At 38.9% G+C, this 19,857-nt stretch carries 20 protein-coding genes and 1 pseudogene; 11 read left to right on the forward strand and 10 right to left on the reverse strand.

All coding sequences use genetic code 11. The features are described from left to right. Positions 1 to 21 precede the first annotated feature (21 nt). The 4 genes from HT718_RS03275 to HT718_RS03290 form a co-directional block, all read right to left on the reverse strand. The gene (locus HT718_RS03275; RefSeq protein WP_000720030.1) at positions 22 to 435 is read right to left on the reverse strand and encodes a hypothetical protein; all 414 of its coding nucleotides are present in this window, start codon (positions 433 to 435) and stop codon (positions 22 to 24) included. An 18-nt stretch (positions 436 to 453) separates the two neighbouring features. Then, entirely contained in the window at positions 454 to 867 is a 414-nt protein-coding gene (locus HT718_RS03280; protein WP_000737932.1) for a hypothetical protein, read from the reverse strand. Positions 868 to 986: 119 nt separating this feature from the next. Further along, entirely contained in the window at positions 987 to 1,697 is a 711-nt protein-coding gene (locus HT718_RS03285) for a nicotinamide mononucleotide transporter (RefSeq protein ID WP_173267253.1), read from the reverse strand. A gap of 121 nt (positions 1,698 to 1,818) precedes the next feature. After that, positions 1,819 to 2,469, reverse strand: a complete 651-nt coding sequence (locus HT718_RS03290; protein WP_173267255.1) for a metal-dependent transcriptional regulator — start codon at positions 2,467 to 2,469, stop codon at positions 1,819 to 1,821. A 111-nt stretch (positions 2,470 to 2,580) separates the two neighbouring features. Between HT718_RS03290 and HT718_RS03295 the strand changes: the two genes are divergently transcribed. The 3 genes from HT718_RS03295 (at position 2,581) to HT718_RS03305 (ending at position 5,027) form a co-directional block, all read left to right on the forward strand. Then, a complete protein-coding gene (locus HT718_RS03295; protein WP_173267257.1) occupies positions 2,581 to 3,423 on the forward strand; it encodes a metallophosphoesterase family protein in 843 nt (280 codons plus the stop codon). A 75-nt stretch (positions 3,424 to 3,498) separates the two neighbouring features. Further along, on the forward strand, positions 3,499 to 3,936 hold the full coding sequence (locus HT718_RS03300) for an Rrf2 family transcriptional regulator (RefSeq protein WP_140834537.1): 438 nt from the start codon (positions 3,499 to 3,501) through the stop codon (positions 3,934 to 3,936). A 68-nt stretch (positions 3,937 to 4,004) separates the two neighbouring features. Continuing rightward, positions 4,005 to 5,027 carry a YdcF family protein gene (locus tag HT718_RS03305; protein WP_173267259.1) on the forward strand — a complete coding sequence of 341 codons (1,023 nt, stop codon included), beginning with the start codon at positions 4,005 to 4,007 and terminating at the stop codon, positions 5,025 to 5,027. Between the two features lie 88 nt (positions 5,028 to 5,115). Here HT718_RS03305 and HT718_RS03310 read toward each other — a convergent pair whose 3' ends face one another. The 3 genes from HT718_RS03310 to HT718_RS03320 all read right to left on the reverse strand — a co-directional run bounded on the left by HT718_RS03310 (position 5,116) and on the right by HT718_RS03320 (position 7,747). Next, a complete protein-coding gene (locus HT718_RS03310; RefSeq protein WP_173267261.1) occupies positions 5,116 to 6,189 on the reverse strand; it encodes a DUF2974 domain-containing protein in 1,074 nt (357 codons plus the stop codon). A 123-nt stretch (positions 6,190 to 6,312) separates the two neighbouring features. Beyond that, entirely contained in the window at positions 6,313 to 7,089 is a 777-nt protein-coding gene (locus HT718_RS03315; protein ID WP_173267263.1) for a ferredoxin reductase, read from the reverse strand. Positions 7,090 to 7,177: 88 nt separating this feature from the next. After that, entirely contained in the window at positions 7,178 to 7,747 is a 570-nt protein-coding gene (locus HT718_RS03320; RefSeq protein ID WP_261015094.1) for a TetR/AcrR family transcriptional regulator, read from the reverse strand. Between the two features lie 408 nt (positions 7,748 to 8,155). Between HT718_RS03320 and HT718_RS03325 the strand changes: the two genes are divergently transcribed. The 5 genes from HT718_RS03325 (at position 8,156) to HT718_RS03345 (ending at position 13,823) form a co-directional block, all read left to right on the forward strand. After that, positions 8,156 to 8,833: a response regulator transcription factor gene (locus tag HT718_RS03325; RefSeq protein ID WP_000548991.1), complete on the forward strand. Its 678-nt coding sequence runs from the start codon at positions 8,156 to 8,158 to the stop codon at positions 8,831 to 8,833. Continuing rightward, positions 8,826 to 9,800, forward strand: a complete 975-nt coding sequence (locus HT718_RS03330) for a sensor histidine kinase (RefSeq protein WP_173267267.1) — start codon at positions 8,826 to 8,828, stop codon at positions 9,798 to 9,800. The genes HT718_RS03325 and HT718_RS03330 overlap by 8 nt, the downstream gene beginning before the upstream one ends. Before the next feature lie 797 nt (positions 9,801 to 10,597). Beyond that, complete coding sequence (locus HT718_RS03335) at positions 10,598 to 12,109, forward strand: ABC transporter ATP-binding protein (RefSeq protein ID WP_173267269.1); 1,512 nt, start codon at positions 10,598 to 10,600, stop codon at positions 12,107 to 12,109. 344 nt (positions 12,110 to 12,453) lie between these two features. Continuing rightward, a complete protein-coding gene (locus tag HT718_RS03340; protein ID WP_001253404.1) occupies positions 12,454 to 12,777 on the forward strand; it encodes a potassium channel family protein in 324 nt (107 codons plus the stop codon). Continuing rightward, a complete protein-coding gene (locus tag HT718_RS03345; RefSeq protein WP_000126415.1) occupies positions 12,774 to 13,823 on the forward strand; it encodes a DUF389 domain-containing protein in 1,050 nt (349 codons plus the stop codon). The genes HT718_RS03340 and HT718_RS03345 overlap by 4 nt, the downstream gene beginning before the upstream one ends. 243 nt (positions 13,824 to 14,066) lie before the next feature. On the opposite strand, the gene thrS is transcribed toward HT718_RS03345, so the two are convergent. From thrS to HT718_RS09525, 3 genes and pseudogenes are all read right to left on the reverse strand, one after another. Then, positions 14,067 to 16,010: a threonine--tRNA ligase gene (thrS, locus tag HT718_RS03350; RefSeq protein ID WP_173267272.1), complete on the reverse strand. Its 1,944-nt coding sequence runs from the start codon at positions 16,008 to 16,010 to the stop codon at positions 14,067 to 14,069. 40 nt (positions 16,011 to 16,050) lie between these two features. Beyond that, positions 16,051 to 16,259 (reverse strand): annotated as a pseudogene (locus HT718_RS09780) (hypothetical protein). 102 nt (positions 16,260 to 16,361) lie between these two features. After that, positions 16,362 to 16,706, reverse strand: a complete 345-nt coding sequence (locus HT718_RS09525; RefSeq protein WP_345890255.1) for a hypothetical protein — start codon at positions 16,704 to 16,706, stop codon at positions 16,362 to 16,364. A gap of 204 nt (positions 16,707 to 16,910) precedes the next feature. On the opposite strand from HT718_RS09525, the gene rpsO reads away from it, so the two are divergent. The 3 genes from rpsO (at position 16,911) to HT718_RS03365 (ending at position 19,857) form a co-directional block, all read left to right on the forward strand. Then, complete coding sequence (gene rpsO, locus HT718_RS03355) at positions 16,911 to 17,180, forward strand: 30S ribosomal protein S15 (protein WP_001018251.1); 270 nt, start codon at positions 16,911 to 16,913, stop codon at positions 17,178 to 17,180. Between the two features lie 777 nt (positions 17,181 to 17,957). Next, entirely contained in the window at positions 17,958 to 18,575 is a 618-nt protein-coding gene (locus HT718_RS03360; RefSeq protein ID WP_173267274.1) for a CadD family cadmium resistance transporter, read from the forward strand. A gap of 235 nt (positions 18,576 to 18,810) precedes the next feature. Next, a complete protein-coding gene (locus HT718_RS03365; RefSeq protein WP_061759447.1) occupies positions 18,811 to 19,857 on the forward strand; it encodes an iron ABC transporter permease in 1,047 nt (348 codons plus the stop codon).

The raw sequence follows: 19,857 nt of genomic DNA on the forward strand, positions 1-19,857 counted from the left end.
CGGCTTGGTTTTTCTCATCTATCATAAAATGCTCCAAAAAGAAATCGGTTCTTGATAGGGCTTGGGGAAATCTTGTTTCAGGCTTTGGCAAGTGCGATAGGAAGGGATGATGTGTCCTAGGATGAGGAGGGTATCCTGAAGGAAAAGTGGGATGCTACTTAAAAATATCAAGGAGAGAATCATCAGGCTATCCCATAGGAGGATTTGTAAGGCAAAACGCCAGAATCGCGGTCTAATCTGGGAATAGAGTTGACTAAAGTGGTCACAAAGCTGATTAGACAGATAGGTCAATAGCACAGGATGAAAGAAAATGAGCCAACCGCTATAAATTAAAATCCAATCCCAAGTAAGCCCTTCTTTAAATGTCAAAAATGCCAGCATAATTCCATCAATGACAAGGAGTTGAATAGTTTTGATGAAGATGATTTTTTTCATGCTAAAACCTCCTTTTCCTTAGAGACACTCCCATAAAGTGATGTGTTTATCGTAAAAGTCTGGATAGTTTTCTCTTAGGTAGTCAGTCGTCAGATAATATAAAGTATAATGACAAGCAGTGACGATTGGCATAAGAGTGGAAAATCGCTGAGAACTAGTGAAGGCTAAGAGAACAAATAATAGAAAGTCGCTGATGAGCACCCCTAAATAGTAGAAGCGAATCATTTTATTGATTTGAGGATAAATCTCAGCGAATTGATTTTTTAGTTGGACGACCAAGCGAAATAGCAGGAGTCCCTGAACAAGGAGGAAAATAAAACCAGTGAGCAAGAGCCAGTCGAAAGCTGTCTCGGGTCTAGTGCTAAAAAATGCGAATAGTAGCAAATCGATAACTGCAATTGCTGTAAAATGGATTCTATAGAGTTTTTTCATGACAAGACCTCCCTCTTTTATCTAGCTTCATTCTACTCCAAAAGAATGGGAGTTACAAGTAAAATGATAAAAAATTTTAGTAAGGAGATTCTGTTAGATTTCTTTATTTGATTTTCCTCTTATTGTTTTACTTCTTCATCATTCCAGACAAATAAAGCTCCGATTGCATTGAGGATATAAAAGATGTATTTACCGATATTGGCAAAGTTTCCTTGAATGCCAGCCTTTGTCAGCTGAACGAAATTGTAAATCAACCAAAAGCCCCACTGAGTTGTTAGTTTCAATGCATTCAAAGCATTGGCAATGAGGGACAGTGCAAAGGCAATAGTTGTTACGTAGGCAAGGAGATTCATCTTGCCCTCATATCCGATATAGTTGGTCACAAAGGCAAAGAGGAAGGCGATGATTGAAATGATGATGGCCGCCAATTTTAGCTGTTCTTGGCTCATTTGGTTGGGTCTGCCTTCTTGCGAAGCTTCCCATTTCTTAATAGCAAAGGTATAAATGAGGAAGGTGACGGGATAAGTGATAATAGCCGCCTTATTTCCAAGGATATAATCAATAGCACCGGACAAAATGGTATTAACAATGCCAAAGTAATTTCCCCATTTGCTTAATTTTCCCGTGAAACGAGTGGACAACATGGAAATCCCAACATTGGTTACGGAAATCAATCCAAAGGGAACAAGAGCTGTCCATGGTCCCCAGTCTACAAATTTATCGAGGCGGGAGTTGAGGTAACCAGATGCAATCGCAATCCCAACGACCAAAGCAACTCCAAAGAGGTCAAACCATTTAGATGTCGCAAAAATTTTTAGTGATTTTTTCATAGGTTAAACTATCTTTCTTTTTTTTTTAACAAATATTCTACAACTAAATGAAAGCAAAATCAAATGATAAAAATAAAACCCTGAAAATCAAATTTTCAGGGTTGGTAGGGGACTTGAGAAATTAGTTGATTTTTTCGACATAGAGTTGTTTGGCAATGTCCATATTCACTTGTAAATCCTCGTCTTTACTAAGGATAGTGAAGGTGTTGCTGAAGCCATCAAACTGCTTGACTTGGAGCGAATCACCGATGTGAAGTGAGTGCTTGTCCAGATAACTGAGAATGTCAAAACTATCGTGCACACGAGTCAGACGGTAGGCGCCCGCTTCCTTGATGTCAGCTAGTGGCAGGTTATTGATTTCAACTAAGAGTTCTCCCTTGGCAGGAATAGTTCCTCCGTGGGGGCAGGTTTTAGGGAACCCTAGCAATTTATCCAGTCTTTCCACGAACAGGTCAGATACAGTATGTTCCAAGACCTCAGCTTCCTCGTGAATCTGGTCACTTGTATAGTCTAAATGATGGACTAGAAAAACTTCAATCAAGCGATGCTTACGGTAGAGCTCTGAGACCAGTTTGAGTCCAAGGTCAGTCAGTAGATAGCCACATTCCTTGTCCTTGAGGATGAGATTTTCACTTTTCATCCGTTTAATCATTTCAGTTACGGCAGGGGGAGAGACTTGCATGCGGGCCGCAATTTCCTTGTTGGTAATCTTATGCAGGTCTATGCCAATTTCATAAATACATTTTAGATAGTCTTCTTTATTCGGGGTCATTCGCTTCCTCTTGTCTAATATCTCTATCTAGTATATCAAAAAAAGCTAGATTTCTCTAGCTGTGACTTTTTATGTTATACTTATTGCAAGAGAAAAAACGAGGAGATGGATATGACGAAAATAGCTCTTCTTTCAGATATTCATGGAAATACCACCGCCTTGGAGGCTGTTTTGGCAGATGCTCGGCAGCTAGGAGTGGATGAATACTGGCTTTTGGGAGACATTCTCATGCCAGGGACAGGGCGTAGAAAGATTTTGGACTTGTTGGCTCAACTACCGATTACGGCTAGAGTTTTGGGAAACTGGGAAGACAGTCTTTGGCATGGTGTCCGCAAGGAATTGGATAGTACTCGTCCCAGTCAACGCTATCTCTTGCGCCAGTGTCAGTATGTTTTAGAGGAAATTTCCCTAGAAGAAATTGAACTGCTCCACAATCAACCACTCCAGATCCATCGTCAGTTTGGGGATTTGACGGTGGGAATTAGTCATCATTTGCCTGATAAGAACTGGGGGCGAGAGTTGATTCATACTGGAGCGCAAGAGGATTTTGACCGCTTGGTGACCAATCCTCCTTGTGATATTGCTGTTTATGGTCATATTCACCAGCAGTTGCTTCGTTACGGGACTGGTGGACAATTGATTGTCAATCCAGGTTCGATTGGGCAACCTTTCTTTCTAGATGCCCAGTTGCGGAAGGACCTACGGGCCCAGTATATGATTTTGGAGTTTGATGATAAGGGCTTGGTAGATATGGACTTCCGACGGGTGGACTACGATGTGGCAGCCGAATTGCAGCTAGCTAAAGATCTCAAACTTCCCTATTTTGAGGTTTATTATGAAAGTCTGGTCAATGGTATCCACCATACTCATAATCAGGAATTTCTGAGAGAATTGGCTCAGAAAGAGGGTTATGATAGGGAATTAGATGCCTGGTTGAAAAGTGGTAACGATTGACATTACAACAAAAAAGGGTATAATAATAGAAAAAGAAGAGTAGAGGCAGGGTAGCCTCGTAAAAAGGAGAAGAGTATGCAAATTCCAAGTAGATTTACCATTGCGACTCATATGCTGATAATCATTGCCCTCAAGGGGAAGGAAAGCAAGGTGACCAGTGATTTTCTGGCTGCTAGTGTCGGGGTTAACCCTGTCATTATCAGAAAAACCTTGTCCCAGTTGAAGAAGGCAGAGCTGATTTCAGTAGCGCGTGGAACAGGAGGAACAGAGATTGTCAAGGACCTAAAGGACATTAGTCTCTTCGATGTTTATCAGGCGGTTGAGTGTCTTGGTAAGACAGGTCAACTCTTTAGTTTCCATGACAATCCAAATCCAAATTGCCCAGTCGGAGCTCATATTCATGAGGTTTTGGATCAAAAACTAGAGAGAATCCAGCTGGCTATGGAGGCAGAGCTTGGTCAGACCAGTTTAGAACAAGTCGTGGCTGATGCAGAGAGTCAGATGAAGGAGTGAGAGGGATAGATGCCCTCTTTTTCTCTTTGGATAATTATGATAAAATCTACTTATAAAAGGAGGAACTGATGTATCTTTTTACAGGAATTATTGTAGCCGCATTTGTCTTTTCATTTTGGAAAGATAACAGAAGTCTTTGGAATCCAGCCTTATTTTTATTGTCTCTCATCTCAATCTATTTATCGGTGGCCCATTTTTTTTATCAGAATGGATATGAAAAGGTTCACTTATTCTTTTTGGTATTTACCTTTGTCTTCCTTCCTTTTTTGCTTTTTCTAAGTGGGCTCTGTTTAATCTATAATGGAGTCATCCTACTGAAACGAGAAGGACGTTCAAAAGCTAATTATCTTTCTATGTTACTTGGTTTTGTTATCCTGATATTTTTTGGAATCATGTCATTTAGATTGTGGGATAGGAATGAGCTATTTTCTACAAATCACTTTCTGAATCTCCTATTTCTATTTACGACTTATTCTTATTTCCTTTTCGGTTTTGCTTTTGCAGGATTTATGCTTTATTCTATCCTGTACCTGTTTATTCCTAAAAAGAAAAGCTATGACTTTATCATTATTCATGGAGCTGGCTTGTTAGACGGAGAAAGAGTGACACCCTTACTCAAGCGTCGGATTGATAAGGCAATCGAGGCCTTCAGGGCTTCTCCTAATCCAAATGTTAAACTGATTGCAAGTGGTGGTCAAGGGGGAGATGAGAAGATTTCTGAAGCGCAGGCCATTTGTAATTATATCTTAGAAGAGACGGATGTCCGCAAGGAATCCATTCTTCTTGAAGACAAGTCCAGAACGACCTATGAGAATTTATTGTTTTCAAAAGAAGTGGGAGAACAATTGGTTGAAAATCCTTGTTTCCTCTTTGTTACTAATGACTATCATGTCTTTCGTACTAGTACCTATGCCCGTAAACTAAATATGAAGGGAGATGGGCTCGGATGTAGGACGGCAGGCTACTACATACCATCTGCTTTTATTCGGGAGTACGTGGCCCTCTGTGTCAAAATGAAATGGCTTTTCCTTGCCTTTTATGTCCTGCTATTAGCCCTCATTTTGATAGCCTACAAAGGGATTCTTTGGTAGTCAGATTCTATTTAAAAAGACTTAGAATGCATATGAGAGTCTGTATTCTAGGTCTTTTGTTTTATATATATTTGATTTTTGAAAGGTATTATCTATTCTTCCATGCTTGGTAACGGGTATCAATCAATAATTGGGTAAGGCGTCCCATGGTTTCCCTTTCTTCTGGAGTGAGGGATTGAGCTTGGACAAAGAGATGATGAATGTGTTCAATAGCCTTGAAGGAAGATAGGTCATTGATGGAGCTAATCCCAGCATCTAGAATGGTGCCAAAGAAGAGGTCGAAGTAGAGCTGGAGTTCTTCATCAGGGACTGTCGCTACCCATTCTTTAAAGGTTGTGTCTACTTGTTGACTATCACTATTGGTCTTATCCAGTTGAACGAATTGCTTGCCATCAATTTGCCAGCTAAAGGTATCATGCTGGGCGATACCACCCAAGGCAGTACTTTGAACAATGATTTGGTGGGCAGGGATTTCTAGCATCATACCGATAATGGAGCCTTGTGGAATGAAGACATTTGTTCTATCCATTATCCTTTGATAGCCCTCGGTTTGTGTCAGTTCTTTATGGAGACCAGGCGCATCAAAGGTATAAACTGCTGTGATCTGCTTTTGCAAGCTTTGCTCAACTTGACTAGCAGCATAGATGGCTAGATTTCCTCCCTTGGAATGCCCAGCCAGAATGACCCTTTGCTTAGGATGGTGGGCAAAAAAGTTCTTTAAATAGTGGAGGGCGTGCTTTTGGGCGGGAATTTCCTTCATATAGGTCAGGTGGAAATCTTCCTTCCAGCCAATGATACTGTCATCAGTCCCACGAAAGACAATCAGATAGGTATCAAGAGTGAGGCGATAGGTCATAGCCGCAAATTGCTTTTGCAATTCAGGGTCGATGTCGTTGATAAAATGGAAGAGTTTGCAATTCTTGAAGCGCTTGTGTTGAGAGAGTTGATACAACAGCTGGAGGCGGTTCTTATTGGTCAACATGTTAGGTTCTCTTGGAACCTGAGGTGCTAGGTCTAAAAGTCGCTGAGGAGTTGTGGAGACCAGATTATCAAAGGAGAGGTAGGTGGTTTCTGTTAAGGCTAAAACATCTAATTCATTCAATGGAAGGTCGTAAAAGGAATCGTGTGCGACATCTTTCAGATAGTCAAAAATATTGGCCATAAGAGCTCCTTTCTCTATGTTTATCTTATCACAATTACATATAATTTACTAGTTGGTTTGTACGAGCTCTCTACATACCGACCTATAATGGTATGATTCAGACACATAGAAGACAGTTTGCTTTTATTTCAAACCTCTAAACGAACTTGCTTGAATGTTTTTGCTATCAATCCCGTTTTCCTTTAAAAAATTCTTCATCTCATTTACATCATCAGGTTGGCCGGTCAAGAGATAAATAGCTTGGTTACCGTATTTCACAACCGCATTTTTTAAAAATGCTTGACTTTGAGAAAATTCATCGCTAGTTTTATAAGTAAAATTCGATGTTTTTTGAGCCAGTTCCTTCATCTCATTATCGAAAATAGTAACTCTTTTGTCAAAATGATTAAGAATGATAGAGCGCTTACCAGCCCACTCTTTCACAACTGGACGTAGAGTAGAAATGCCGACATCAGAGGCAAAACAAACCAGTGCTTGGTCATTGTCTTTAACAGATAAAGATGACTCCAGCCACCTCATTTCAATTTTACTACCAGCTGGTAAATGTGTTAAGGTTTCCTTAAACACGCTACCACTATTATGGGTTACAATAAGAATTTCATCCTCATCAGGAGTGGAAGCAAGGGTTAGCCATCGGCTAGCCTGATTCTCCTTTACTGGACTTTTGTCTGGACCAAACGCGCTGTCAGGAAGCTTAAACTGAGCAAAGGAGCCAGCTTTCCATATTTGATTTTTTGGTTTTGTGATGTGAACTAAATACAAATCTCCGCTGGGATTTTCAATGGATTTTATCGATAAAGTTTGACTTCGTCCAAGATAGGTAATGATTCCCCAAGATATAAAGCCGAGCACTCCAAGTGTAGTTAGAATAATTATGAACATTTTTTTCCCTCGTTTCATTTTTAACTCCTATAGTGTAGTAATTTTTCATGAATGAATAATATTTTTTTTCATTCAATAATTTCCAAAAAATAAAGAAAAGATTTCTTTATTTCAGTATTCCTTTAATGAAGTTGGTTGCTAGTATTTCTACAGTTTTGCTAATATCTGGAAAATCATTTTCTGTGATATGCATATCCATGTAGTAAAATAGGTTGTAAACTTGTAAAATATCTTGAATTTTTTCTGGAGAATGGCCTTCAGTCTGCAAACGATGAGTAAAGGTTTTCACGAGAAATTGATGAAATGGATTCGTGACTTTCCCTTCTTCTGAGGAATAGTAGCTATGCAACTCATCTGCTATGGCAGGATTGTACCATTCTGCAAGGATTTTATTGGAAGAAACGAGTGCTCTGGATTGAGCAAAGAGTTGACTAATAAGATCAATCATATCAATTTCCCAATCCAGTTCTTCGATCATAGTTTGGCGAACACGGTTGTTTTCATCAATATAGATATCTAAAAAAATAGCCTCTTTACTTTCGTAATAGTTATAAAAAGATCCGACTGCCATATGAGCTTGTCTAGCAATTTCTGAAATTCCTGTCGCCTTGTATCCTTTTTTTGAAAAAACTTCATAAGCTGCGGATTTCAAAGCCTGTTTTTTGTCCAATTTGATTCACCTCTTTTCTGAATGAATATTAAATATTGTTCATTCATATCTTAACAAATCTTTTTCAGATTGTCAATCTGAAAGCTAGAACTTTTTACGGATACCACTTGATAAGGAGCTTTTCAATGTTAGAAGAGTATAGAGTGTCGTTTTAACTACACTCAAGGTTTGGAAGAATAGATATAAATTTTGGTTAAGGGGATGGATAAAAGAACTGAAATGAGGGTTGAAAAAATTAAAAATAAATGGGTAGTGCTGGCACTATGTCTGAAAATAAGGTATGATATCAATGGGGTTATTCACTATCTGTTTTTGAGCTGTTGTGACAAGGAAATATCAAAAAAGTATTAGATACTAAGCCCTCTATTTATACTAAAGGATTTAAGACTCCTAAAATTAGCAAAGGAGAATCAGATGCACAAGATTTTATTAGTAGAAGATGATCAGGTCATTCGTCAACAAGTCGGGAAAATGCTCTCTGAATGGGGATTTGAAGTGGTCTTGGTAGAAGACTTTATGGAAGTTTTGAGTCTATTTGTTCAGTCGGAACCTCATCTGGTCCTCATGGATATTGGTTTGCCCTTGTTTAATGGTTATCACTGGTGTCAGGAAATTCGCAAGATTTCCAAGGTACCCATCATGTTTCTGTCTTCCAGAGACCAGGCTATGGATATCGTCATGGCGATCAATATGGGGGCGGATGACTTTGTGACCAAGCCTTTTGACCAGCAGGTTCTTTTAGCCAAGGTTCAGGGCTTGTTGCGTCGTTCCTATGAGTTTGGGCGTGACGAGAGTTTACTGGAATATGCTGGTGTTATCCTCAATACCAAATCCATGGATTTACATTATCAAGGCCAAGTCTTAAATTTGACCAAGAACGAATTCCAGATTTTACGAGTTTTGTTTGAGCATGCGGGCAACATCGTAGCGCGTGACGACCTCATGCGGGAACTTTGGAACAGTGACTTTTTCATTGATGACAATACCCTCTCTGTTAATGTGGCTCGTTTGCGTAAAAAATTGGAAGAGCAGGGCTTGGTAGGATTTATCGAGACCAAGAAAGGGATAGGGTATGGATTAAAGCATGCTTGATTGGAAACAATTTTTTCTAGCCTATCTGCGCTCCCGTAGTCGTCTGTTTGTCTATCTGCTTGCTTTAGCATTTCTAGTCTTACTCTTTCAGTTTTTATTTGCCAGTTTGGGAATTTACTTTCTCTACTTTTTCCTCTTGTGTTGCTTTGTAACCATCTTATTTTTCACTTGGGACATATTGGTGGAAATGCAGGTCTATCGTCAGGAAATTCTCTATGGGGAGAGGGAAGCTCAGTCTCCATTGGAAAGAGTTTTGGCTGAAAAATTAGAAGCGCGTGAGATGAAACTCTATCAGCAGAGGTCAGATTCAGAAAGAAAACTGACGGATTTGCTGGATTACTATACCTTGTGGGTCCATCAGATAAAGACCCCCATTGCAGCCAGTCAACTCTTAGTTGCAGAAGTAGCCGACCGCCAACTGAAGCAGCAATTAGAACAGGAAATTTTCAAAATCGATTCCTATACCAATCTAGTTTTACAGTATCTGCGTTTAGAAAGTTTCCATGATGATTTGGTCTTAAAGCAAGTTCAAATTGAGGACTTGGTCAAGGAAATAATTCGTAAATATGCTCTTTTCTTTATTCAAAAAGGCTTAAATGTCAATCTACATGACCTTGATAAAGAAATCGTGACGGATAAAAAGTGGCTGCTAGTGGTTATTGAGCAAATCATCTCAAACAGTCTCAAGTACACCAAGGAAGGTGGTCTGGAGATTTATATGGAGGGGCAAGAGCTTTGTATCAAGGATACGGGAATCGGGATAAAAAACAGTGATGTCCTCCGAGTCTTTGAACGTGGCTTCTCAGGATATAATGGACGCCTAACTCAGCAGTCATCTGGACTTGGCCTCTATCTATCTAAGAAAATTTCTGAAGAACTGGGGCACCAGATTCGTATCGAGTCTGAGGTTGGAAAAGGAACGATAGTGCGGATTCAGTTTGCTCAAGTAAAGTTAGTCCTTGAGTGAGAAGAGACAATGAGTTTTTACCCAATCTCTTTTTGCTATATTTCAGGATATTTGAAGACTGTTTTTTACAAAACCAATAATAGAATTTTTAATACGGAATATAGTATAAATACTGGTTCAAAGTGAAGTTTTGTATGCTTTATACTTTTGTTGAGTATAAAATCTATAAACTAAGGGTGAATTACAAAAATTAATTTGAGATGAAGTGAATTGTAGACTTGGGAAATGTCTCCTATTCGATTTCAGAATGAATCGTTGATACAGGATTAAAAGAACTGCAGCTTTCTTTTTATTTTGAATGAGATAGGTGTATATAGATTTGTGTAACTGGTGTAGAACTGTTTCCAAGAATTTATTGAATGTATCGAATACACACATCCTATTGATTTTGAACCAGTTTTTAATTTCTAAATGTTATAATAGTTTTATCAAGTAAAAGGAGACTACCATGATTGGAGACAATATAAAATTCTTACGAAAATCACATAATCTGATATAACCAGAATTTTCACGGATTGTGGGTGTGTCACGAAATAGCCTAAATCGTTAGAAAAACTGAAAAGCTTACTTTCAATAGAAGTGTTGGAAATATTCATTTTACATCTATCAAAGAAACATGGGATAGACCTATATTTTACAAAATAGCAAATTATATTTTGAATGATAGTAAAAACTGCAGAACTTGTGTGATTTACAATTATTGCACTCAATGTCTGAGTATCGCACTATCTGAAATAAGGAATAGTAGAGATTGTTCTGAGATATGTAAAAAAACGCATTAGCAAGGAGTATCGTATATGCTACCATATCTTAAAACTATTAGATGGTATCTCTTCTTTAATTTTCTTTTTGGTGTAGTATCGAATATCTGCACAGCTTTGTTACCGTATTTCACGCAGGCATTAATCAAAGGGGATTATCAAGTAGCTCTATATGGTTACTCTATGTCAGTGGCTGGCTATTTGAGTTGTAACTATATCCAAATGATACTTGATTGGAAGCAGGGGATTATCTTTTCGACTACTTTGAAAAATGAGTGGTTTCGTTCACTTCTGGGACTCAGTCACCACGATTTCAAGCAGAAAACAGTAGCAGAGTATATTTCCTATCAATCTAATGACCTAGATTCGTTGGAAAAGGATTACCTTCCTCCATTGATGAGTTTTATCAAACAAATTTTACGTATCATCATTTACGCTTTCATTATTAGCAGAACAATTAATCCTATTGTATCATTGATTTTAATCTTTTCTACTGGAATTAGTATTCAAATTCCTAAAATCGTTGGGAAGTTGACCGCTAATCGCAGACAGGTTTACTTGAAAAAACAAGGAGATTACTATCGAACTTTGGAGGATTTGCTCATGGGACATCATTTGGTAAATAAACTAACTATGTCGCATTTTTTGAATCAACAAAAGAGTTCTCTAAAGAATTTGCAGGATAAGTATTTTAAGTATGGTTTGACAAAAATTACTGGCATCTTATTGACAGGTGTTTCTTTTGAATTCATTAGTCTTGTTCTGTTTATTTATTTAGCCTACTCTCTATCTCACCAGCAACTCGGTATTCCTGAGGTGGTGGCGAGTTTCGGATATATTAATGCTTTTTCTGAACCAATACAGGAAATCCTTTATGATTTACAAATGTTAGAGTCCGTAAAGCCTGTAATCAAGAGTTTTCAAAACATTGTTGGGAGACCCGTTTCAGTTCAAGCACCTCAACATTCTTTTGATACGATTATTTTGAAAAATATTTCCAAACAACTGGGAGAATCAAAATTGATAATTACTTCCGCTACGATTCAAAAAGGGGATAAAATTGCGCTTATTGGTAAGAATGGGTCTGGAAAAACTAGTCTTCTCAACATTTTAAATGGAACAGATGAAGATTTTGAAGGACAAATTGTGCTAGATGGGCTTGTTTTGGACCATCTTTGGGGAAGATTCGGTATGATTCTGCAACAAGAACATACATTTATTTCAAGTTATGAAAATAATGTAACGCTATTCAATAGTTTCAATGAAAAATTCAGAGAAGAAGATTTTGAAAAAATTCCACCACAATCCCTGTCAGGTGGTCAGCAACAACGAATGTATTTAAATCGTGAGAAAAATCGTAAAAATCCATTGCTTATCCTAGACGAACCTTTCTCTGCCTTGGATACTAATCAGTTTAAAATGGAATTGGAAAGAGTTCTGGAACTACCAAGTGCCGTCATTGTTACTTTACATCGCCAAAACGAATTATTAAGTAAGTTTGACCAAGTTTGGGAAATTAAGAATGGAGAACTTGTAATTTTGAAATAGCTAAATTATAAAGAATAAAACGCATAGTATCAAGGTTCTTCTGATATCGTTTTTCTTCTTCGGATAAGGATACAAAAATTTCTTCCTTTCTCTATCTTTTAAATTAATTGATTTCTTCAGAGAAAGACTGTAAAATTTTTGATATAATGTTAAGAAGGGACTGATTCAAGACAGTCATATCTGGTCTTTCTTCCAGTCATTTTTCAAACAATATCAGTTGATAATCAGCTTAAATCAGATCTATCAGTTTGTCTATCTTTCTCTGATGGAGATCATGTCCTATCTTCACTTTGATTATTGGAAAAAACGGCTCGGTCAGGAGCTAGTATGAATAAGGAGAACAAATGAGACGTTTAAAAATGTTATGGCATATTATACAGGTTACGGGTTTTACTCGGTTTGCTCTGAGTTTTGTGACCTTTGTTTTTGGGTCAGGAGGCGTGCTTTTCCTAGTTGAACCTGCTATCACAAATTACGGAGACGGTCTTTGGTATGCTTTTGTGACTTCGACGACTGTCGGCTACGGGGATCTCCTAGCTGTGACCTTGATTGGAAGGATTACCAGTGTCTTCTTGACGATTTATGGGCTCATATTTTTTGGCTGTTTATCAGCTGTTATTATTAATTATTATACCGATTTAAATAAGGAAAGAGGAGAGGACAAATGACTGCCAATTATTCAACACGGGAATACCGTGAGAAATTATACGATGACCTTCATGTTCGATTGAGAGATACAGCGATTTTGATGTGTGCAATTTTTATTGCCTCTATCGGTCTAAATATGAATTCAACAGCTGTTATTATTGGAGCCATGTTAATTTCACCTCTCATGACACCGATTGTTGGACTGGGATTCGGTTTAGCTATTTTTGATACGCGTTTAATCAAGCAATCTCTAGAGGTTTTATTTACTCAAGTATTGGTTAGCTTGCTTGTCTCGGCTCTGTATTTCTGGATTTCTCCCTTATCTTATGAAAGTAGCGAATTGATTGCACGAACCTCTCCAACCATTTGGGATGTTCTTATTGCTATTGCTGGTGGGATAGCAGGTGTAATTGGGTCAAGGAAAAAAGAAGCAAACAATATCGTGCCAGGAGTAGCCATTGCAACAGCTCTGATGCCACCTATCTGTACTGCAGGTTACGGTTTAGCTAATGGAAATGTACGATTTTTATTTGGAGCTCTTTATCTTTTCTTGATCAACTGTGTCTTTATCATGCTAATCAACATTGTTGGAACAAGAATTTTGATGAGAAAATCTCCCTTAAGTTCATTTAAAGAGTTAAATATTAAAATGAGAATTGGATTGATATCCTTGATTGTATTATTGATTCTTCCAGCCAGCTATTCAGCAGTCACTCTGACGATAGACCAAGCGCGAAAAGAAGGAATCAAGCAGTTTGTAGGAAAAGAGTTTGCCAATCATACGGTCATTAATCAAGTCTACAAGTCAAGGGACAATGAATTGGTCTTGACGGTTGTTGGAGATCCGATTTCAGAAGAAGAATTAGAAACGCTCCACCAAAAACAAGCCTCATACGGTATTCAATCTGTTCAATTGAAAGTCAATCAAGTTCATAATTCGACAAAACTAGACAGTGATTCGACCAAGGAATTTTATGAAACCATTAACAAGTATATCGATCAAAAACTCTCTGAAAAGGATTCACAAAAAGATCTCGTAAAAGAAAATGAAGCAGATAAGGATTAAGGATATTAACCTTATCTAACTCATGAAAGCAAATCTTGTGTGGTGGTTTGGTCAATCACTACTAGCTCGGATTAAATAATACTCTTCGAAAATCAAATTCAAACCACGTCAGCGTCGCCTTACCGTACTCAAGTACAGCTTGCGGCTAGCTTCCTAGTTTGCTTTTTGATTTTCATTGAGTAAAAATATAAAAAGCAACAGCTGTTTCAGTTGTTGCTTTTTAGCTAGCTAGGATTTTATCTCTTATTTCTCAACGCGTGATTTGTTGGCGATATCAGCTAGGATAGCTTGAACAAAATCATCTACTGAGACAGTTTGTGTTTCTTTTTGGCCATAGCGACGAACGTTGACTGTTCCGTCTTCCATTTCCTTGTCTCCAACGATTAATTGGTAAGGAATCTTGCTTGTTTGTGAAGCACGGATCTTGAACTGCATTTTTTCGTTGCGCTCATCGACATCAGCACGGACACCACGGTCACGGAGTTTTTTAGCTATTTCCCATGCGTAGTCTACGTGTTTTTCGTTAGATACTGGGATGAGGGTCACTTGGTGTGGTGCAAGCCATGTTGGGAAGGCACCCTTGTAGTTCTCAATCAAGATAGCTGTGAAGCGTTCCATAGTTGAGATAACTCCACGGTGGATCATAACTGGACGGTGCTCTTCACCATCAGCTCCGATGTATTTAAGATCGAAGCGTTCTGGAAGCAAGAAGTCAAGTTGGATAGTAGAAAGAGTTTCTTCTTTTCCAAGAGCGGTCTTAACTTGAATATCCAATTTTGGTCCGTAGAAGGCTGCTTCACCTTCGGCTTCAAAGTAGTCCACGCCCATTTCATCAAGAGCTGCACGAAGCATGGTTTGGGCATTTTCCCACATTTCATCGTTATCAAAGTACTTGTGAGTATCTTGAGGGTCACGAAGAGAGAGGCGGAAGCGGTATTCAGTCAAGTTGAAATCTTCATAAACATCGATAATCAATTGAAGGGCACGCTGGAATTCTTCTTGGATTTGTTCTGGAGTCACAAAGAGGTGACCGTCGTTAAGAGACATTTCACGTACACGTTGAAGACCAGTGAGGGCACCAGATTTTTCATAACGGTGCATCATACCGATTTCGGCGATACGGATTGGCAACTCACGGTAAGAGTGAACATGGTGTTTGAAGACTTGGATGTGGTGCGGACAGTTCATTGGACGAAGGACAAATTCTTCCCCGTCACCCATGTCCATAGTTGGGAACATGTCTTCTTGGTAATGATCCCAGTGACCAGAAGTCTTGTAAAGCTCAACAGAAGCAAGTGGTGGAGTGTAGACGTGTTGGTAGCCAGAAGCTAACTCTTTGTCTACGATGTAGCGTTCCAATTCACGACGAATAGTCGCACCGTTTGGCAACCAGAATGGAAGTCCTTGACCAACCTCTTGAGAAATCATGAAGAGGTCAAGCTCTTTACCAAGTTTACGGTGGTCACGTTCCTTAGCTTCTTCACGCATTTGGAGGTAGTTTTTCAAGTCTTTCTTGTCAAACCAAGCTGTACCGTAGATACGTTGCATCATAGCGTTGTCGCTATTTCCACGCCAGTAAGCACCTGCTACATGGAGAAGGTGGAAGATTTGGATACGGCCTGTTGAAGGGACGTGTGGGCCACGGCAAAGGTCTACATATTCACCCTGACGATAGATAGTCAAACCGCCTTCGTCTTCTGAGTGTTCTTCAATCAATTCCAACTTGTAAGGGTCGTTTTTAAAGATTTCACGTGCCTCGTTTTTAGTCACTTCTTCACGAATTGATGGGAAGTTTTCTTTGACAATTTTTTGCATTTCTTCTTCGATACGAGGAAGGTCTTCGTTAGAGATTTGACCAGCTGTGTTGTCAGTATCGTAGTAGAAGCCGTCCTCGATGGCTGGACCAACACCCAAGTGAATGTCTGGGAAAAGACGACGAGCTGCTTGGGCAAACAAGTGAGCGGCTGAGTGACGCAAGATTGGAAGGGCATCTTCGTGGTCAGGTGTCACAATTTCGATGCTTCCATCTTCAGTGATAGCACGAGTAGTGTCGATGAGTTTGCCGTTAAATTTACCAGCAAGAGCTTTTTTAGCTAGGGAATTGCTGATAGATTGGGCAATTTCAAAAGTTGTAACGCCGGATTCGAATTCACGTACAGCGCCGTCTGGGAAAGTAATGTTAATCATGATGTTCTCCTTACTTATATTATTGACGAATGTGTTAACCCTATTCTGAAAACAGGGACAGAGGATTGTGAAAGCTAGAAAAACAAAAAGCGACATCCTCGAAAGGACGTCGCAACGTGGTTCCACCTTCATTTATGTTCCTCAAAAAAGAGGGACACCTCTGATTGGCTCTAACGTGGCCACCGTTTTATGTTTTCATAAAAAACTCACGAGTAGTATCAGTTTAGGCTTCCTATGCGTTTCCAGCAACCACGCACTCTCTAGTAGAAAGGGACTAAGTGACTTGTCTCTATGGATTATTATAGCATGATTGTGAGATTTTTCAAGGATTTTGTGAAAGTTTTTTGTTTTTCATTTTTTTAGAATATGCTTGATACCAATACCGGAAACCAGACCTATCAGAGCCAAGGTTTCATAGGCTAAAAAGTAAAACCAGATAAATTCACCAAAGGTTATGCTAGTAAAGCAAAAGAGCAGTCCGTTACCAATTAACCACCAAAGTGAGAAACGGAAACGGTAGCTATAGAGTAGCGATATAATCAAGATTACCAGAGGTGTAAAGAAGAGAAGATTGTTTATATAGAGTCCCTTGAGTGTAAGGGGGTCAGAAACAACTAGCAAGAACAACTCATAAAGTGGCCAATAAAAGAAAAATATGACCAGATAGTAGGGAAGATGGGAATAGAATCTACGCACGATAATCACCTCGTTTTAAAAAACAGACAACTTAGATCTCTTGCTATGATTATTATAGCATGTTTAAAACAAGAAAGTAAATCTGTTGACAAAGAAGTTAGTTATTGGTAGAATAGGGATTGTCGTAAAGACAAATAACTTCTTCTTGGTTACAGGCATGCCAACCTGTCACTCGGATGAAGCCAAATAAAAAGGAGAAACATCATGGCAATCTCAAAAGAGAAAAAAAATGAAATCATCGCACAATATGCACGTCACGAAGGTGATACAGGTTCAGTAGAGGTTCAAGTTGCTGTCCTTACTTGGGAAATCAACCACCTTAACGAACACATCAAACAACACAAAAAAGACCACGCTACTTACCGTGGATTGATGAAAAAAATCGGTCGCCGTCGTAACTTGCTTGCATACTTGCGTAAAAACGACGTTAACCGTTACCGTGAGTTAATCAACTCTCTAGGACTTCGTCGCTAATTCAAGATACAAAGGCCGTCAAAAGCACAAAGCAAAAATAGGAAAATTGACGAAGAAACTTCAGTTTCTAGGAGATTTTATCTTTTTTGCCAAGTGCTTAGGCCGTGTTCAATTGAGCATATCTTGATAATGAAGCTACTCTAAATTGGGTAGCTTTTTTACTTTTGTCACCTTACCTTGGTATGCTCAAGTATTATCTTTGGTTACGGTTCCTAGCACTGTAAGGTAAAATAAACCAGAATGACCTCCCTTCGGGGAGATTTTTTTGTTTCACTAAAAATTTTGTACAATCTTCGCCTCATCGCCTAGTCTATAAACGTTTTATCCAGCAAGAATCATGATGCTAAGGGTGTAAGAAATCCGTATGAAAATAGGGAAATGACACAGTGTTCGATGAGTGCAAGGAGTTTCATCTTTTTCACTAGGATTTTATCCCAATCTCAAATTATCTCTCGGACTTCAGAGGACTTTTTTATTTAGGTTTTATCGGTCACAATTTTGGAGACTACAAAAACCTCAAATGGTATCAGCTAATGACACCATGAAGGTGCGCAGCTACTCGGAGAGCCCACACTTTACGAAGTAAAGTATAGTATGTTATACTTTACATGGAAGTAGTCACTGAATTCCAGTTAGAAATTACTTTGTAACTACATTTTGAGGAGGAGTAAAATGCTTTCCTATGTTCGACATTACCCACTAGCGATAGCTAAATTAATGTGTCTGTGCTCTCCTAAAATCTGCTGATTTATTACTGACTAATACAGGAGTTTTTTTATGGTACAGACAATCATATCTGCTATTGGTGTTTATATTTCTACCAGTATCGATTATTTAATTATTTTAATTATTTTATTTGCACAGCTATCACAGAATAAACAAAAATGGCATATTTATGCGGGGCAATATCTAGGCACAGGCTTACTTGTAGGGGCGAGTTTAGTTGCTGCTTATGTCGTTAATTTCGTGCCTGAAGAATGGATGGTTGGATTGCTTGGTTTAATCCCTATCTATTTAGGGATTCGCTTTGCGATTGTTGGAGAAGGTGAGGAAGAAGAGGAAGAGGAAGAAATTATTGAAAGATTAGAACAAAGCAAGGCAAATCAACTGTTTTGGACAGTTACATTGCTGACAATTGCGTCTGGCGGAGATAATTTAGGTATCTATATACCTTATTTTGCTTCGTTAGATTGGTCACAGACCCTCGTGGCCTTGCTTGTGTTTGTAATCGGCATAATTATCTTATGCGAGATTAGTCGGGTGTTATCCTCTATTCCGTTAATATTCGAGACAATTGAAAAATACGAGCGAATCATTGTGCCCTTAGTATTTATTCTACTTGGACTATACATCATGTATGAAAATGGCACGATAGAGACTTTTCTGATCGTGTAGATTTTTTTGTTTTATTAGGATTTTAGCCCGAGCTCAAATCAGCTCTCTGATTTTCAGAGGGCTTTTTACGTTGTCACCTTACCTCGATATACTCAAGTATTATCTTTACTTACGGTTCCTAGCACTATAAAACCAACTATATTCATTTGTTCTCATCTTGTTCCATTGTTGAAAATATGGTATACTTTTCATGAGAATTTTCTAAATTTTTAAGATTCTATCAAAGGAGGTTTGCATGCTTTCCAAATTTTCTGGAAGCCGACAAGACCAGCAATTTGTGTTACTTTTAGTTGTTTTGCTAGGTATTTTAGGGATTTCTCTCTTTCTAGCAGTTTCAATGGGATCTGTTGCGATTGATCTAGGAGATACCTATCGGATTGTTTTGAGCAGGTTGGGATTTCCTCTTGAGATAGGAGAGGTTTCCAAGTCTACTCTTGCCATTGTATGGAACATGAGATTCCCCCGAGTATTGTTAGGTTTGATAGTGGGGGCTGGTCTTTCTATGTGTGGTAGCGTGATGCAGTCTACAGTGAACAATCCCATCGCAGAGCCTTATGTCTTAGGAATATCTGCGGGTGCAACTCTAGGGGCAACCTTGAGCATCATTCTTGGTTTAAAAGTGATGATTAGCCTTGGAGCTTTTCTTGGCGCTACTTTGGCAACAATTGCTGTCCTCATCATTGCCTCTATGCAGGGAAGGATGACGACTTCTAGTCTAATCTTATCGGGAACGGTGGTCAACGCTCTCTTTCTGGCTTTTTCCAACTTTATTATCTCAGTTGGAGCTAATGCGGATAGTGTGATGACCATTAAGTTTTGGACCATGGGCTCGCTCGCTGGGACTTCATGGTCTGACTTGGTCCTGCCAACTATAGTGGTAGGAATAGCCTTTCTATTTTTCTCTACCCAGTATCGTGTTTTCAATGCGATGATGATGGGAGATGAGGCTGCTTTAACTTTGGGGATTCCCTTACGCTTTTATTGGTATCTTTATGTGACAATGGTGGCTGTGCTGACAGCAGTCTTAGTGGCAACCTGTGGAATTATTGGATTTGTCGGTCTGATTACTCCACATTTAGCTCGAGGGTTAGTAGGAACGAATTACAAGAGGCTTTTTCCCGTTGCAACCTTGCTGGGTGCCCTCTTTGTCATCTGGGCAGACGTACTCTCTCGTATCATCATTCCAAACGCAGAACTTCCTATTGGTATTTTCACAGCCTTAGTAGGTGCTCCCTTCTTTATCTACATTGTTGGAGGTAGGCGAAGGGAGGTGAGGGTCTGA

This window comes from Streptococcus sp. 714 (assembly GCF_013277115.1).
Classification (GTDB): Bacteria; Bacillota; Bacilli; order Lactobacillales; family Streptococcaceae; genus Streptococcus.

Excerpts from the sequence above, each read along its gene's own strand:
- HT718_RS03280 (WP_000737932.1), bottom strand. The coding sequence starts at position 867 with ATGAAAAAACTCTATAGAATCCATTTTACAGCAATTGCAGTTATCGAT.
- HT718_RS03275 (WP_000720030.1), bottom strand. The coding sequence starts at position 435 with ATGAAAAAAATCATCTTCATCAAAACTATTCAACTCCTTGTCATTGAT.
- HT718_RS03340 (WP_001253404.1), top strand. The coding sequence starts at position 12,454 with ATGAGACGTTTAAAAATGTTATGGCATATTATACAGGTTACGGGTTTT.
- HT718_RS03330 (WP_173267267.1), top strand. The coding sequence starts at position 8,826 with ATGCTTGATTGGAAACAATTTTTTCTAGCCTATCTGCGCTCCCGTAGT.
- HT718_RS03315 (WP_173267263.1), bottom strand. The coding sequence starts at position 7,089 with ATGAAACGAGGGAAAAAAATGTTCATAATTATTCTAACTACACTTGGA.
- HT718_RS03300 (WP_140834537.1), top strand. The coding sequence starts at position 3,499 with ATGCAAATTCCAAGTAGATTTACCATTGCGACTCATATGCTGATAATC.
- HT718_RS03360 (WP_173267274.1), top strand. The coding sequence starts at position 17,958 with ATGGTACAGACAATCATATCTGCTATTGGTGTTTATATTTCTACCAGT.
- HT718_RS03345 (WP_000126415.1), top strand. The coding sequence starts at position 12,774 with ATGACTGCCAATTATTCAACACGGGAATACCGTGAGAAATTATACGAT.
- HT718_RS03290 (WP_173267255.1), bottom strand. The coding sequence starts at position 2,469 with ATGACCCCGAATAAAGAAGACTATCTAAAATGTATTTATGAAATTGGC.
- HT718_RS03310 (WP_173267261.1), bottom strand. The coding sequence starts at position 6,189 with ATGGCCAATATTTTTGACTATCTGAAAGATGTCGCACACGATTCCTTT.
- HT718_RS03335 (WP_173267269.1), top strand. The coding sequence starts at position 10,598 with ATGCTACCATATCTTAAAACTATTAGATGGTATCTCTTCTTTAATTTT.
- HT718_RS03325 (WP_000548991.1), top strand. The coding sequence starts at position 8,156 with ATGCACAAGATTTTATTAGTAGAAGATGATCAGGTCATTCGTCAACAA.
- HT718_RS03365 (WP_061759447.1), top strand. The coding sequence starts at position 18,811 with ATGCTTTCCAAATTTTCTGGAAGCCGACAAGACCAGCAATTTGTGTTA.
- HT718_RS03305 (WP_173267259.1), top strand. The coding sequence starts at position 4,005 with ATGTATCTTTTTACAGGAATTATTGTAGCCGCATTTGTCTTTTCATTT.
- HT718_RS03295 (WP_173267257.1), top strand. The coding sequence starts at position 2,581 with ATGACGAAAATAGCTCTTCTTTCAGATATTCATGGAAATACCACCGCC.
- HT718_RS03285 (WP_173267253.1), bottom strand. The coding sequence starts at position 1,697 with ATGAAAAAATCACTAAAAATTTTTGCGACATCTAAATGGTTTGACCTC.
- rpsO (WP_001018251.1), top strand. The coding sequence starts at position 16,911 with ATGGCAATCTCAAAAGAGAAAAAAAATGAAATCATCGCACAATATGCA.
- thrS (WP_173267272.1), bottom strand. The coding sequence starts at position 16,010 with ATGATTAACATTACTTTCCCAGACGGCGCTGTACGTGAATTCGAATCC.